Source organism: Pseudomonas neustonica, assembly GCF_003797945.1.
Classification (GTDB): Bacteria; Pseudomonadota; Gammaproteobacteria; order Pseudomonadales; family Pseudomonadaceae; genus Halopseudomonas; species Halopseudomonas neustonica.
This window is the reverse complement of the sequence record NZ_RKKU01000007.1, coordinates 101681-116388: the sequence shown is the minus strand read 5'-3', so window position 1 is coordinate 116388 and position 14708 is coordinate 101681. Positions and strand designations below refer to the sequence as shown.

The window sequence follows — 14708 nt, the reverse complement described above, 5'->3', positions numbered from 1 at the left end:
TCGTTTGAGCTACAAGCTGCAAGCTGCAAGCTGCAAGCTGCAAGCGCCAGGAAAACCCGCGGTGGGCTACAGCCTTCTATTAACTTGTGGCTTGTGGCTTGTGGCTTGTGGCTTGTGGCTTGTGGCTTGTGGCTTGTGGCTTGTGGCTTGTGGCTTGTGGCTTGTGGCTTGTGGCTTGGGCTGGATTTAAACCGCTGCTGCGTCAGTGAACAAGGCACTGTCGCGTTGCTCAACCAGCGCCTGCTCGATCGCCGCCTGGTGCACCTCATCATCGTGTTCTTCACGCTCTTCGGGCTTGATGCCCAGGCGCTCAAACAGACGCATATCCTTACCGGCCTGCGGGTTGGCCGTGGTGAGCAAACGCTCGCCATAAAAGATGGAATTGGCACCGGCAAAGAAAGCGAGCGACTGAGTCTGCTCGTTCATCTGCTCACGCCCGGCAGAGAGGCGAACGTGCGACTTGGGCATCATGATGCGGGCGACTGCGAGGGTTCGGATGAAATCGAAAGGATCAACATCTTCCTCGTTTTCCAGCGGCGTACCCTTCACCTTAACCAACATATTGATTGGCACACTCTCAGGATGCTCCGGCAAGTTGGCCAGTTGAATCAGCAGACCGGCACGGTCTTCAACCGACTCACCCAAACCCAAAATACCGCCGGAGCAGATTTTCATACCCGCATCGCGCACATAGGCCAAGGTTTCCAGCCGGTCGCCATAGGTGCGAGTAGTAATAATGTTGCCGTAGAACTCAGGCGAGGTATCCAGGTTGTGGTTGTAGTAATCGAGACCAGCATCGGCCAGAGCCGCTGTCTGCTCCTTGGTCAATTTACCCAGGGTCATGCAGGTTTCCAGCCCCATGGCGCGCACACCGCGCACCATTTCCAGCACGTAAGGCATATCTTTCTCGGAGGGGTGCTTCCAGGCCGCCCCCATGCAGAAGCGGGTGGCACCGATGTTTTTTGCCGCAGTGGCTTCATCCAGTACCTTTTGCACTTCCAGCAACTTTTCCTTGTCCAGACCCGTGTTGTAATGGCCTGACTGCGGGCAGTATTTGCAGTCTTCGGGGCAGGCCCCCGTCTTGATCGACAACAGGGTAGAAACCTGCACCCGGTTTGGATCAAAGTGCTCGCGATGAACGCTCTGCGCGCGGAACAACAGGTCATTGAATGGCAGGCGGAACAGCGCCAGCACGTCGGCGGGAGTCCAGTCGTGGCGAGTCACGGAGGCGGTCATGGATACGTATCCTTTGTTCATTGCTTGGGAACCCTCAAGGGTTCACTCTATGCGGAGCATAATAACGACGGCACGGAGGCTGTCAACCATTGAAAGACTATAGAGTTTACAGTTGGTTAAAAAACAACCTTGCAAGCTATTGCCTGCTATGCGGTTTGAAAACACGCCACCGCGACCCGGCGCTGTGCACTGGTTGCCTGGCTGATTTACCCTGGCTGCATACCGCATGTCGCCAGTGCGCCCTACCCATTCCTCAAGCAGACAGCCTTTGCGGCCAGTGCCTGAACCGGCCACCACCCTTCATACACGCCACGGCGCCGCTGCTCTATCGATTCCCGGTAGACGCGCTCATTCCAGCCTTCAAATATCACCGCCAGGCCGCCTACGGCAGACTACTCAGCCAGCTCATGCTAATGCGCCTGACCGACTATCTGGAGCAGCACCCTGAGCGCCGACCAGATCTGCTGGTGGCCATGCCCATGCACCCCAGGCGACAGGCACAGCGCGGCTACAATCAAGCCTTCGAGCTGGCGCGCCCGCTGGCACGTGGACTAAGTATCAGTCTGCACTTGCAAGCACTAGAGCGCGTTCGTGACACTCAGCCACAACAGGGGCTCAATGCGCGCCAGCGCCACAGCAACCTGCAAGGCGCCTTTCATTGCGCAAATACAGCGGCGATCAAAGACCGCGACATCGCACTGATCGATGACGTCATGACCACCGGAGATACCGCCGCTGAGGCTAGCCGAACCCTGCTACGCAGCGGCGCACGCTCAGTACAGGTGTGGTGCGCCGCCCGCACGCCGTGAAACAAACAGCTACGGACGATGGTTACCAGTCGCCCCGCGATCTGTGACACCATAGATGCCCTTTTCAGCGACAGGCGAACCGGCTATGGACGCGCACCATCCCTTTGCTTTGCTGACTCCCGACACTGTTCTCGACGCAGTGGAGTCGCTGGGCTTTGTCTCCGACGCCCGCACTCTGACGCTTAACAGTTATGAGAACCGGGTGTTTCAAGTGGGTATCGAAGATGCCCAACCCCTGATTGCCAAGTTCTACCGCCCGCAGCGCTGGAGCGACGCGTCAATTCTGGAAGAGCACCAGTTTTCGCTTGAACTGGTCGAGCGCGAAATACCGGTGATTCCGCCCATGCAGATCGGCGGCGAAACCCTGTTCGAGTTCGCTGGTTTTCGTTTCAGCCTGTTCAAACGCTTTGGTGGCCGCGCCCCCGAATTTGAAGACCCTGATCACTTACTGATGCTGGGTCGTCTGGTCGGTCGCCTGCACGCCGTCGGTGCCATGCGGCCCTTCGAACATCGTCCAGAACTGACAGTGCAAAGCTTCGGCGTCGACAGCCTGGCCTTCCTGCGCAGCGCCAACGTGGTGCCTGCCGGATTGCAGGCCGCTTATTTTTCGGTTGCTGATGACCTGTTAAAGGTCGTGGCCGAACGCTTTGCCCAGCACCCCTGCAGTACCCTGCGGATGCACGGCGATCTGCATGTGGGTAATCTGTTGTGGCGAGACGAGAGCCTGTACATGGTCGATCTGGATGATTGCCGGCAGGGACCAGCGATCCAGGACCTGTGGATGATGCTCTCCGGTGAGCGCGACCAGCGCCAGGCTCAGATTGCCGAGCTGGCCGACGGCTATAACGAGTTTTACGACTTTGACCCATCGCAACTGGCACTGATCGAACCGCTGCGTACTCTGCGTCTGATTCACTACAGCGCCTGGCTGGCTCGGCGCTGGGACGACCCGGCTTTCCCCATGCACTTTCCCTGGTTCGCCAGTGAGCGCTACTGGGCCGATCAGATATTGACGCTACGCGAACAGCGAGCCGCACTGGATGAGCCGGTGCTTCGGCTGTTCTGATCTGACTGTATAAGAAACATCAATGGCCGTTCCCTCAACGGGAACGAGTCAATACACTGCTTCGCGTTCAAATTAGAGGTGACTGCTATGTCCGAAATGCTCATTGACCAACGCAACCTGGCCTTCGAACTCTACGAAGTACTGGATGCCGAAGGTTTGACCCAGCGCCCACGCTTTGCCGACCATAACCGGGAAACCTTCGATGCGGCCATCGGCACGGCGCGTACCATCGCAGAAAAGCTGTTTGCCCCGCACAACCGCAAAAGTGATGAGAACGAACCCAAGTACGTTGACGGCGCGGCCGAGCTGATCCCCGAGGTCAAGCCAGCGGTAGACGCCTTTCTGGAAGCCGGCTTCCTGAACGCGACCCGCACCTTCGAGCAAGGCGGCATGCAGATGCCAAATTTGCTCTCGCAAGCCTGTTTTGCCCATTTCCAATCAGCTAACGCGGCCACCTCCTCCTACCCCATGCTGACCATGGGCGCGGCCAATCTGATCGAGAATTTTGGTACCGAAGAGCAAAAAGAGCGCTTCCTGCAGCCAATGATCGAAGGTCGCTTCTTTGGCACCATGGCGCTGACTGAGCCACATGCCGGCTCCTCGCTGTCGGACATTCGCACCAAGGCAGAGCCCGCCGCTGACGGCAGCTACCGCCTGAAGGGCAACAAGATCTTCATTTCCGGCGGCGATCACCCGCTGTCCGAAAACATCGTACACATGGTGTTGGCCAAGCTGCCCGACGCACCGCCCGGGGTAAAAGGTATCTCGCTGTTTATCGTGCCCAAGTTTCTGGTCAACGATGACGGCAGCCTGGGTGAGCGCAACGACGTGGTACTGGCAGGCCTATTCCACAAGATGGGCTGGCGCGGCACCACCTCTACGGCGTTGAACTTCGGTGACAAGGACAACTGCGTCGGCTATCTGGTTGGCAAGCCACACCAGGGCCTGGCCTGCATGTTCCAGATGATGAACGAAGCGCGCATTGGCGTAGGCATGGGCGCGGTAATGCTTGGCTACGCCGGCTACCTGTACTCTCTGAACTATGCCCGCGAGCGTCCACAGGGCCGCTTGCCCGATGGCAAGGACCCGACCGCCCCTCAGGTGTCGATCATTGAGCACACTGACGTCAAGCGTATGCTGCTAGCCCAGAAATCCTATGTTGAAGGCGCTTTTGATCTTGGCCTGTATGCGGCCCGTCTGTTCGACGATACCGAAACCCTGGAAACCGAAGCCGAGCGCAAGACGGCGCTGGAGCTGCTCGATCTACTGACGCCCATCGTCAAGGCCTGGCCATCGGACTACTGTCTGAAAGCCAACGAACTGGCTATCCAGATACTCGGCGGTCACGGCTACACACGCGAATACCCGGTTGAACAGTATTACCGCGATAACCGCCTGAACCCGATACATGAAGGCACCAACGGCATCCAGTCGCTGGATCTGCTGGCACGCAAGGTAGTGATGAACAATGGCTCGGCACTCAAGCAGCTGTCCGCACTGATTCAAGCCACCTGCAAACAGGCTGCCGCCCATGCTGAGCTGAACGAGCTACGCGAGCCCCTGGAGAAGCTACTCGCGCACCTGGGTAAAGTAACAGTCGCGCTGCTTGGCGATCTGGGACAAGGCAAGGTGAACGAGGCAGTGGCCAACTCCGCACTCTACCTCAAGGCCTTTGGTCACATGGTCATCGGCTGGCGCTGGCTGCAGCAGGCAGTGCATGCGCAAAAAGGGTTGAGCAAGGGTGTTGAGGCCGACGTTGCCTTTTACCAGGGCAAACTTCAGGCGGCGCGCTACTTTCTGCTGTGGGAAGTGCCTTCCTGCCACCACGACCTGAACGTACTGGAAAACCGAGACGCTACCTGCCTGGACATGCAGGATGAATGGTTCTGATAGCGTGACCCGGATCTGATCCAGTGCATCGCAACAGGCCACCTCCAGAGGGTGGCCTGTTGCGTTTCAGGATTCGGAAACTTTACGCCGCAGCGCGGGTCAGCTTCCCAAGCAGGAGCCAGGCGGCTACCCTTCAGGTCAGGCCAAATCAGGATTACCGTTAATGTTGCGCTTTCTGTCATCGATCATGCTCTGCCTCTTTCTCAGCACCGGCGTTCTGGCCCAGGAAACTCCGACGCCTGATGACCTGAGCGAACGCATCGACAACGTCAATGCCAGCATTGAAACGCTGAACAACAGCTCGCTGGCTGAACCCGACAAACGTGAGCTGAATGACCTGTACCAGAGCACGCTGAACTACCTCAAGCAAGGTCTTCAAGCCAAAGAAGATCAGAATAACCTGCAGCAGGAAATCAGTAACGCACCGCGCGAGACGCAGAGCATTCGCGCTAAACATAACCAGCTGGCTAAACGCGACACTTCCGGCGGCGCGCGCAAGGACAACTTTCAGGCCTTGAGCCTGCATGAACTGGAAACCAAGCTGGCTGACCAGGTCAATCAGATGTTCACCTGGCAAAACGAACTCACCGCCGTTAACGGTGAACTGATTGCAGCGCAGACGCGACCTGAGCGCACCCAGGCCAGTGTCTCGGAGAACCAAAAGCGCGCGCAAGCTGTTGCCGACCAGCTGCGCTCCCTGCAACGCCAGCCGCCTACCCAGCAAAGCCGTGCGCGGATCGATATGTTGCAGGCCGAGCGTGACTATTTGCAGCTGACCAACGACCTGCTGCGCCAGAAACTATCCGGAAACAATGCGCTGCAAGACCTGGCCACGCAGAAAAAGAATCTGCTGAGCCTGCAGATCCGCCAGATCGAAGACGACATTAAAGTATTGCAGGACGTCATCAACGAGAAGCGTCAAAGCCAATCGGAAAAAACGGTCAGCGACGCCACGCTACCCGAGCAGGCAACACAGAATCAGGTGCTGCAACAGCAAAGCAGCATCAACCGCGGATTGAGCGAAGAGCTCCTGTCAGCGACCAGCGAGATCGGTGACCTGACCCGACGAAATATCGAAACCAAGCAGCAGACCGAACACCTGTCACAGGTCGACAAGGCGTTGGAACAGCAGATAGACGTGCTCGAAGGCAGCCTGCTGCTGTCACGCATCCTGCATCAACAGAAAAACGCTCTACCCAAGGTCAATATTGACAGCCGTATCGCTGACCAGATTGCCGATCTGCGTCTGCGCCAGTTTGAGCTCAACCAGCATAGCGATGAATTGAGCAATCCAGACGCCTACCTGAACAACCTCTTATTGCAGATTCCGGTGCGCCAGCGCGATACGCTGCGGCCCGGCCTCGAGCAAATGGTTAACAGCCGGGTGACCCTGGTTGAACAGCTGAACAACAACATCAATACCCTGATCAATCTGGCCATCAGCCTGCAAATCAATCAGCGCCAGCTGCAGCAACTGAGCAACGACCTGCAGCGCACCATTGATGATCAACTGTTCTGGGTAGCCAGCAGCCGTCCTCTGGACAAGAACTGGGTGCTCGACTTCCCCGCCCAGGCCAAGCGTCAGGTAGAGAGCCTGCACCTCAAGCAGGTCGCAGAGAACGTGCTTAGCACCTTGAAAAAGCATTACCCCTGGGTAGGCGGCTTTGTCATTTTTCTGGGGCTTTATTTCTGGCGCAAGCCAAGTATGCGCCGCCGGCTAAATACACTGAATGACGAAGTGGGCCATTTCCGCCGCGATAGTCCTTGGCATACGCCGCGCGCACTGGTTCTGACGCTGTTACTGATAAGTCCTATTCCGATCGCCTTGATGAACCTCGGGTTGATCATGCACTTGGGCCACGAAGCGGCTATGCCCTCACTCGGGCTGGCATTGCTCAAACTTAGTCTGGCCTGGGTCGTGCTGCATCTGCTGTATCGAGTACTGGACCCACGGGGCATTGCTGTTCGGCATTTCCATTGGGACGACAAGCTGGTTCAACGGCTGCATGTGCTGACCAGACGCCTGGCCTGGATACTCATGCCGCTGGTACTGGTCTTTGGGCTTCACGGCTCGTTACCGGAGCAAATGGGTGGAGACGCGCTAGGTCGCGCCATCATGTTGCTGGGCATGTTTCTACTGGCCGGATTGCTTGGCCGCATCATGTGGCGCAGTGAGCCACTCTATGATTCGCGGGTTCTGCATTTCAGCGCCACCGTAGTGTTGATTATCGCCCCCCTGGCACTCGCGGGCCTGACCGCCTGGGGCTACCACTACACCGCAGTCAAGCTGGCTGAACGCTTTATCGATAGCCTCTATTTGATCGTGCTCTGGATGCTGGTCGAAGGCACCGTAGTGCGCAACCTGAACGTCGCTGGACGCCGGCTCGCTTACCAGCGCGCAGTCGCCAAGCGACAGGCAGCAGAGGCCCGCGAGGGTCAGGATAGCGAAGTCCCCTCTGTTGAAGTACCGGAAATGAACATTCAGCAGATTAACCAGCAGTCGTTACGACTGGCCAAGCTGGCACTGGTGATCCTGTTCACCGTTGCGCTCTACTTTACCTGGGCCGACCTGATCAGTGCCGCGTCCTATCTGGAGTCAGTCACCCTCTGGCAATACTCAGGCGACGGCGTCACCGCCGGCGAAGCGGTACCCATTAGTGCCGGCGATATCCTCGGCGCACTCATCACCCTGATTCTGACCTTTACCCTTGCGCGCAACCTGCCGGGGTTATTGGAGATCCTGGTACTGTCGCGCATGGAGCTGCGGCAAGGCACCAGCTACGCAGTTACCACCCTGCTGAGCTATGTCATCGTCGGCTTCGGTCTGGTCAGTGCGCTCTCTTCCTTGGGCGTGAGCTGGGACAAACTGCAATGGCTGGTCGCGGCTCTCGGCGTTGGCTTGGGCTTTGGTCTACAGGAAATTTTCGCCAACTTTATTTCAGGCTTGATCATTCTGTTCGAGCGCCCGGTGCGTATTGGTGACGTAGTCACCATTGGGCCCTTGTCCGGCACTATCAACCGCATACGCATCCGTGCCACCACTATCACTGATTTCGACAATAAAGAGATCATTGTTCCCAACAAGAACTTTGTTACCGAGCAGATCATCAACTGGTCACTACAGGACACCATCACCCGCGTCATTATCAAGGTTGGCGTTGCCTATGGCTCCGACGTGGCCAAGGTTCGCCAATTACTGATGCAGATAGCAGCCAATAATGCCCGGGTGTTGAAAGACCCTGAACCAATGGTGCTGTTCCTCAATTTCAGCGACAGCACACTGGATCACGAACTTCGCGTGCACGTGAAAGAGCTGGCTGATCGCAACCAGGCGACTGACGAAATCAACCGCGAGATCGACCGCCTGTTCAAGGAAAACGGTATTGAGATCGCCTTCCGTCAGCTGGATATCAATCTGCGCGACAGCAAGGGTCTGGAAAAACTGGTACACAGCTATCGTATAGACGAACCGGCTGATCAGAGCAGCAAGGCGCTACCCACCAGCCGCCCTGATCCTGATCCGCAAACCCCGAGCGATAGAGCCGATGATGAGCCGGGCGACGGCTCCCCCCCCATGTGACCCTGTGCCCTGCCCTATGCCGCTGGCTTGCCGGAAAGCCAGCGCTGGGCGCAAAATACGCGTTATCTTCAACCTTGCTGAGTCACCTGTCATGCCCAGAGCTGCCGAACTGAAAAAAGGCCATATCGTCCAGATCAACAACCAACCCTACATCGTCAGCCAGATCGAGGTTAAAAGTCCTTCCTCACGTAGCGGAACGACGCTGTACAAGGTGCGTTTCAACCATGTGCAGACCAAGCAGAAACTGGATCAAAGCTTTACCGGCGACGACATGCTCAGTGCCATCGACTTTCAAAAGCGTCAGATGCAGTTTCTGTTTCAGGATGCCGATGGTTATACCTTCATGGATAACGAAGACTTCGCCCAGTTCACCCTGAGTACAGACCAGCTGGAAGCTGAGCTGGACTACCTGTTTGAAGGCATCGAAGGCCTTTACGGATTGCTGGTAGAAGGCAACCTGGTCGGTATCGAACTGCCTGCCGTAGTCGAAATGCCGATCGAAGAAACACCGCCCGCGATCAAGGGCTCCTCCGCCAGCGCACGCACCAAAACCGCGCGCTTTGCCTCCGGACTGGAGATACAGATTCCTGAATATCTGGAGACCGGTGAAGTGGTCCGTATCAATACCGAGTCCGGCAAGTTCATGTCGCGCGCCTGACGCAACATCAGCACCGCCTGGGTCGGACCTGCCAAGCCGTCCGGCCAGCCCAGTCCATTACCGTCTTACCTTCAAGGAGTAACGCATGTCACAACAGCCGCACATTATCGAACCCGCCACGCAGGCCACCAGTTGCGTAATCTGGTTGCATGGCCTCGGCGCAGACTGCTTCGACTTTGTTCCGGTGGTGGCTGCGCTCGGGTTACCGCAAAACCACGGCGTGCGCTTTGTCTTTCCACAGGCGCCTACCCGTCCGGTGACTATTAACGGTGGCATGCCGATGCCCAGCTGGTATGACATTCTGGGCATGTCGCCAGCCAGAGCAATCAATCAAGCGCAGCTGGATGAGTCCGTGGCCACGGTCAAAGGCCTGGTCGCCGACCAACAAAGCAAAGGCATCATGCCCTCGCGCGTCATTCTTGCTGGCTTTTCCCAGGGTGGTGCGGTCGTACTGACGACGTCAGTACAAAGCGAGCTCCCCCTGGCTGGCGTAATGGCGCTGTCGACCTATGGCCCTGATCTGGGTGCTGTGCTGGAACAGGCCAAACAGGCTCCCAAACTAAACGTGTTCTGCGCCCATGGCAGCGGCGATGAAGTACTACCCATGAGCATGGGGCGCGAGGCCCATGACCTGCTGCAGGCAGCAGGTCATCAGACCGAGTGGCACCAATACCCCATGGGCCACGAGGTATGCCCGCAGGAAGTCGCCGACATTCGCAGCTGGCTGGTAGAGCGCCTCGGGCTTTAGGCCCTGCTGTTGTTTCGTCCCGGGGGCGCAGGCATCACCTGATCAAAAAACAACCTCCGCAAGGCTTCGCTAACGCGCAGCCTTGCTTTACACTGGTACATCATTTTTGTTCACATAACCGAGAGACGCCTGTGCTCAAAGCACTGAAGAAACTATTAAAAAAACCAGAAGAACAAGCCGCACCGCCTGCCGCACCTGCGATGGAACAGCACGCAAGGCCTAGCAAAATGACTAGCCAGCCAGCCGATAACGAGCACGCCACACCACGCTCGCCGCGCGCTGCAACAAACAAGCCTGTAGCCAAAAAGCCACGCGCACCGCGCCAGCAGCAAGTAGAGCCTGCCCCGGAAAAGCCCTGGAGTATCACCGACTTTCAGGTCGAGCCCGCAGCTGACAAAACCCGTTTCCACGACTTCCCGCTACCCGATTCAGTCATGCGCGCGATCCAGGACCAGGGCTTTAGTTACTGCACACCCATTCAGGCTGCCGTACTGGGCAACACTCTGAAAGGCCACGATGCCATCGGCCGGGCGCAAACGGGAACGGGTAAAACCGCTGCCTTCCTGCTTTCGACCATCACCCAGCTGCTGGAAACACCCGCTCCTGACGAGCGCTTCATGGGCGAGCCACGAGCGCTGATCATTGCGCCGACCCGCGAACTAGTTATGCAGATCGCCAACGATGCTGAAGGCCTGACCAAGCACTGCCCGCTGAACGTCATGGCCTTTGTTGGCGGCATGGACTACGACAAACAACTGAAGCAACTGGAAAAACGCCACTGCGATATTCTGGTCGCGACACCAGGCCGTTTGCTCGACTTCTGTAATCGCGGCGAGATACATCTGGATCTGATCGAAGTGCTGATTCTCGATGAAGCCGACCGTATGCTCGACATGGGCTTTATCCCGCAGGTTCGTCAGATCATCCGACAGACACCGCGCAAAGGCGAGCGCCAGACCCTGCTGTTCTCCGCCACCTTCAGCGATGACGTGATGAATCTGTCGCAACAGTGGACGGTAGATCCGGCAATCGTGGAAATCGAGCCGGAACGACCCGCCTCCGAGAACATTACGCAAAAAGTGTATGCCGTCAGCGGCAAAGACAAATACAAGGTGCTGTACAACCTGGTCACCCAACTCGATCTTGAACGGGTCATGGTGTTTGCCAACCGCAAGGATGAGGTGCGCAGAGTGCAGGAGCGTCTGGTACGCGACGGCATCAATGCAGCGCAACTATCCGGTGATGTGCCACAGCAAAAGCGCGTGCGCACTCTGGACAATTTTCGCGATGGCAAGCTGCGCGTGCTGGTAGCGACCGACGTTGCTGGTCGTGGCATTCACATTGACGGCATCAGCCATGTGATTAACTACACCTTGCCGGAAGATGCGGAAGATTACGTCCACCGTATTGGCCGCACCGGTCGCGCCGGCGCCAAGGGCACCTCAATCAGCCTGGCCGGTGAGGACGACGCCTTTCAGGTGCCGCAGATCGAAGAACTGCTTGGCAGCAAGCTGGAATGCATTCCACCGGAGGAGCACTTCCTCAGAGCCATTCCACAGAGCCAGCAGACCACCGAAGAGAAGGCCGCCAGCGACGCCAATGAAGCAGAGCAGGCAGCCGCAGCCGCAGCCAGTCGCAAACGCGCTTCGGGTCGTCGCGACCGTCCTCAGGGCCGCCGCTGAATGCATTGAGCCTCAGCTAAGGTTATCCAGGCTGAGGCTCAAACGCCCGCAAAAAACCAAGCGCCTCAACTCCAAGCCAAGCGCAGACACCTGCGTTTTGCTTCGTCTCGCGCACAGCCAAACGCACCCCGACAGCGCAGGAACTAAGACCAGCAAGCAGCGTTGGGTGGACAGCGAAAAAGCGCGGGGAGAGTCGATCTAGAAAGGCAAAAACCGCCTGCTTCAGCGCAGGTTGGCCAATGACTATATCCTGCTTTTTCCACACCTGCCCAGCGCCATTCGTCTATTTCGGGCTTTTTGCAAAATATGCCCCGCGCACGCTTGTGAGAGTCATATTCTTTGCGTTATATGTCGATTAACCGGCCCACGCCAACAGGTGATCCCTTGATACCCATTGGTTTGCGAGTCGGCCTTGCGGACTGCCAGGTGCAGCTCAAGCGCCTGATACAGACCAAGCGTCACCGGCCCTTGCGAGGTAATAGCATATGGAAGCGTGCGGACCTACCGAACACACCTTCTACGTCCTTGATACCAACGTACTCATTCATGATCCCAACGCGCTGCTGAATTTCGAAGAACATCACGTCGTCATACCCATGACCGTTCTGGAAGAACTGGATAAGCTCAAGTCAGGTAAAACCAGCATTGCCGCCGACTGCCGTCAGGCTATCCGGCTGATCGACAAGACCCTGGGTGTGGCTCCACCGGACCAGGTCGACAAGGGCGTCCCCATTGAGCGCGGCAAGCTTGGCCCCAACGGCACACTCGCCATCCTGATGGAAAAAAACGCAATCCCCGCCCACTGTCTGCCCAACGATCTGAATGACAACAAGATCATCAATCAGCTCTGCCACCTGCAGAACCGCTACCCCGATGGTCGAATCGTGCTGGTCTCCAAAGACATCAATATGCGTCTCAAGGCGCGCGGCTGCGGTATTGATGCAGAGGATTACCATACCGATCAGCTGCTCGACGATATCGATTTGCTGGCGCGTGGTTATCATCAGGTTGAGGGCTCTTTCTGGGACCGCGTCAACAAGGTTGAAAGCCGTCAGCTCACCGGCCAAACCTTGCACAACGTGCAGTTGATCGACAATCTACCAGCGCTGCACCTGAACGATTTCATCATTGACGACCAGGGCTTTATTGGCTGGGTCAAAGCCATTGATGGCGGTCACCTGACCATCCGGGATCTGCATCAGGAGCCGTTGCTACATCAGGAATGCTGGGGGCTGCGACCGCGAGACATCTTCCAGGCACTAGCCATGTTCGCGCTGCTGGACCCGGATATTCACCTGGTTAACCTCACCGGTGCGGCCGGTTCGGGTAAAACGATCTTGGCCCTGGCCGCGGCGATCGAACAAACCATGGTGACCAAGACCTACCGCCGCATCATCGCCACTCGAAGCACTCAGGGGTTGGATGAGGATATTGGCTTTCTACCCGGCACTGAAAAGGAAAAAATGGAGCCTTGGCTGGGCGCGATTACCGATAACCTTGAAGCCCTGCACATGGATGATGAGAGCACCCACGGCAGCGTGGACTACATCCTCGACCGCGTACCATTGCAGTTCAAATCACTGAACTACATCCGTGGCCGCAGCTTCCAGCAGAGCTTCATTCTGATCGATGAAAGCCAGAACCTGACGCCACATCAAATCAAGACCATCATTACCCGCGCCGGCACCGGCTCCAAAGTCGTCTGCCTAGGTAACCTGGCGCAGATCGACACCCCCAACCTCAATGCCACCAGCTCGGGCCTGACCTACCTGACCGAATGTTTCAAAGACTTCCCCCACGGTGTACACATCCACCTGCAAGGCGTACCACGCTCTGCACTGGCTGAGTACGCAGAAACACACCTCTAGGATATGGCGCCGGCCCTTGGGCCGGCGCCACATAGGGGCAAGCCTCAAGCCATAAGCTTCAAGCTTCAAGCTACAAGCTGAAAGCTGAAAGCTGAAAGAAGATTGTGACCGCTGCTCTAGCTCATTCCAGGGGCAATTCGAGAAACTCCGACTCACCCTCTATTGAGCCTGGACCCAAAACCCACCACCTCGCAAACTGCTTCTAGCTTCTAGCTTCTAGCTTGTAGCTTGTGGCTTGCGGCTTGCGGCTTGTGACTTGTAGCTTGCGGCTTGCGGCTTGCGGCTTGCGGCTTAAGAGGCTTGCAGCTCGCCTTTAAGGCATAATACTGGGCATGCAGACGACAGGAGCCAGCCCATGCTAATGGTTATTTCCCCCGCCAAGACCCTTGATTACGAAACACCGCCGATTACCAAGAAAAGCACCCAGCCACGCTTCCTGGACCACAGCGCCGAACTGATCGACGTGCTCAAAGAGAAATCACCACAGGACATCGCCAAGCTGATGTCGCTGTCCGACAAGCTCGCCAGCCTGAATGTGGCCCGCTATGGCAGCTGGGAGCCCGAGAGCACGCTTGAAAATAGCAAACAGGCATTATTGGCGTTCAAGGGTGACGTTTACACCGGTCTGAATGCCGAGGACTTCAGCAGTGATGACTTCGCGTTCGCGCAAGAGCACCTGCGCATGCTATCCGGCCTTTATGGCGTGCTACGTCCGCTCGACCTGATGCAACCCTATCGACTGGAAATGGGGACCAAGCTGGCCAATCCACGTGGCAAGGACCTCTACACCTTCTGGGGCGAGCGCATCAGTGAATGGTTGAATGCTGACCTTGAGGCGCAAGGCGACCAAGTGCTGCTGAACCTGGCTTCACAAGAATATTTTGGCGCGGTAAAACCCAAAGCGCTGCGCGCCAGGGTTATTGATACGGTGTTCAAAGACTGCAAGAACGGCCAGTACAAGATCATCAGCTTTTACGCCAAGAAAGCACGCGGCCTGATGGCACGCTACGTCATCAAGGAGCGCTTGCAAGACCCCGAGGGCCTGAAGGACTTCAACACCGATGGTTACTACTTCGACGCCAGCGCCAGCAGCGAAAACAAGCTGGTCTTTCTGCGCGACGAACAACAGTAGTCCTACCTCAGGCTCAATCGCTCACTGCGCTGACACTAT

The 14708-nt window shown here is 57.1% G+C and carries 10 protein-coding genes; 9 read left to right on the top strand and 1 reads right to left on the bottom strand.

The features are described 5' to 3' along the window. Positions 1-186 precede the first annotated feature (186 nt). Positions 187-1257 (bottom strand): biotin synthase BioB, encoded by a 1071-nt coding sequence (gene bioB / locus EF096_RS08275; protein WP_177412310.1) that lies wholly within the window; start codon positions 1255-1257, stop codon positions 187-189. Between the two features lie 68 nt (positions 1258-1325). On the opposite strand from bioB, the gene EF096_RS08270 reads away from it, so the two are divergent. The 9 genes from EF096_RS08270 (at position 1326) to yaaA (ending at position 14669) form a co-directional block, all read left to right on the top strand. Further along, entirely contained in the window at positions 1326-2045 is a 720-nt protein-coding gene (locus EF096_RS08270) for a ComF family protein (RefSeq protein ID WP_123889152.1), read from the top strand. Positions 2046-2130: 85 nt separating this feature from the next. Next, positions 2131-3111: a serine/threonine protein kinase gene (locus EF096_RS08265; protein ID WP_123889151.1), complete on the top strand. Its 981-nt coding sequence runs from the start codon at positions 2131-2133 to the stop codon at positions 3109-3111. Between the two features lie 87 nt (positions 3112-3198). Further along, complete coding sequence (locus EF096_RS08260; RefSeq protein WP_123889150.1) at positions 3199-5001, top strand: acyl-CoA dehydrogenase; 1803 nt, start codon at positions 3199-3201, stop codon at positions 4999-5001. Between the two features lie 163 nt (positions 5002-5164). Further along, complete coding sequence (gene mscK, locus EF096_RS08255) at positions 5165-8581, top strand: mechanosensitive channel MscK (RefSeq protein ID WP_123889149.1); 3417 nt, start codon at positions 5165-5167, stop codon at positions 8579-8581. 91 nt (positions 8582-8672) lie between these two features. After that, positions 8673-9239: an elongation factor P-like protein EfpL gene (gene efpL / locus EF096_RS08250; RefSeq protein ID WP_123889148.1), complete on the top strand. Its 567-nt coding sequence runs from the start codon at positions 8673-8675 to the stop codon at positions 9237-9239. An 85-nt stretch (positions 9240-9324) separates the two neighbouring features. Beyond that, entirely contained in the window at positions 9325-9987 is a 663-nt protein-coding gene (locus EF096_RS08245; protein WP_123889147.1) for an alpha/beta hydrolase, read from the top strand. A gap of 131 nt (positions 9988-10118) precedes the next feature. Beyond that, positions 10119-11669, top strand: a complete 1551-nt coding sequence (gene rhlB, locus EF096_RS08240; protein WP_218565741.1) for an ATP-dependent RNA helicase RhlB — start codon at positions 10119-10121, stop codon at positions 11667-11669. Between the two features lie 485 nt (positions 11670-12154). Then, positions 12155-13537, top strand: coding sequence for a PhoH family protein (locus EF096_RS08235; protein WP_123889145.1), 1383 nt, complete (start codon positions 12155-12157; stop codon positions 13535-13537). A 355-nt stretch (positions 13538-13892) separates the two neighbouring features. Beyond that, positions 13893-14669: a peroxide stress protein YaaA gene (yaaA, locus tag EF096_RS08230; protein ID WP_123889144.1), complete on the top strand. Its 777-nt coding sequence runs from the start codon at positions 13893-13895 to the stop codon at positions 14667-14669. Positions 14670-14708: the final 39 nt, after the last annotated feature.

Coding starts and splice junctions, on each gene's coding strand:
- bioB (WP_177412310.1), bottom strand. CDS start 1,257: ATGAACAAAGGATACGTATCCATGACCGCCTCCGTGACTCGCCACGAC.
- yaaA (WP_123889144.1), top strand. CDS start 13,893: ATGCTAATGGTTATTTCCCCCGCCAAGACCCTTGATTACGAAACACCG.
- mscK (WP_123889149.1), top strand. CDS start 5,165: ATGTTGCGCTTTCTGTCATCGATCATGCTCTGCCTCTTTCTCAGCACC.
- EF096_RS08265 (WP_123889151.1), top strand. CDS start 2,131: ATGGACGCGCACCATCCCTTTGCTTTGCTGACTCCCGACACTGTTCTC.
- EF096_RS08245 (WP_123889147.1), top strand. CDS start 9,325: ATGTCACAACAGCCGCACATTATCGAACCCGCCACGCAGGCCACCAGT.
- EF096_RS08260 (WP_123889150.1), top strand. CDS start 3,199: ATGTCCGAAATGCTCATTGACCAACGCAACCTGGCCTTCGAACTCTAC.
- efpL (WP_123889148.1), top strand. CDS start 8,673: ATGCCCAGAGCTGCCGAACTGAAAAAAGGCCATATCGTCCAGATCAAC.
- EF096_RS08235 (WP_123889145.1), top strand. CDS start 12,155: ATGGAAGCGTGCGGACCTACCGAACACACCTTCTACGTCCTTGATACC.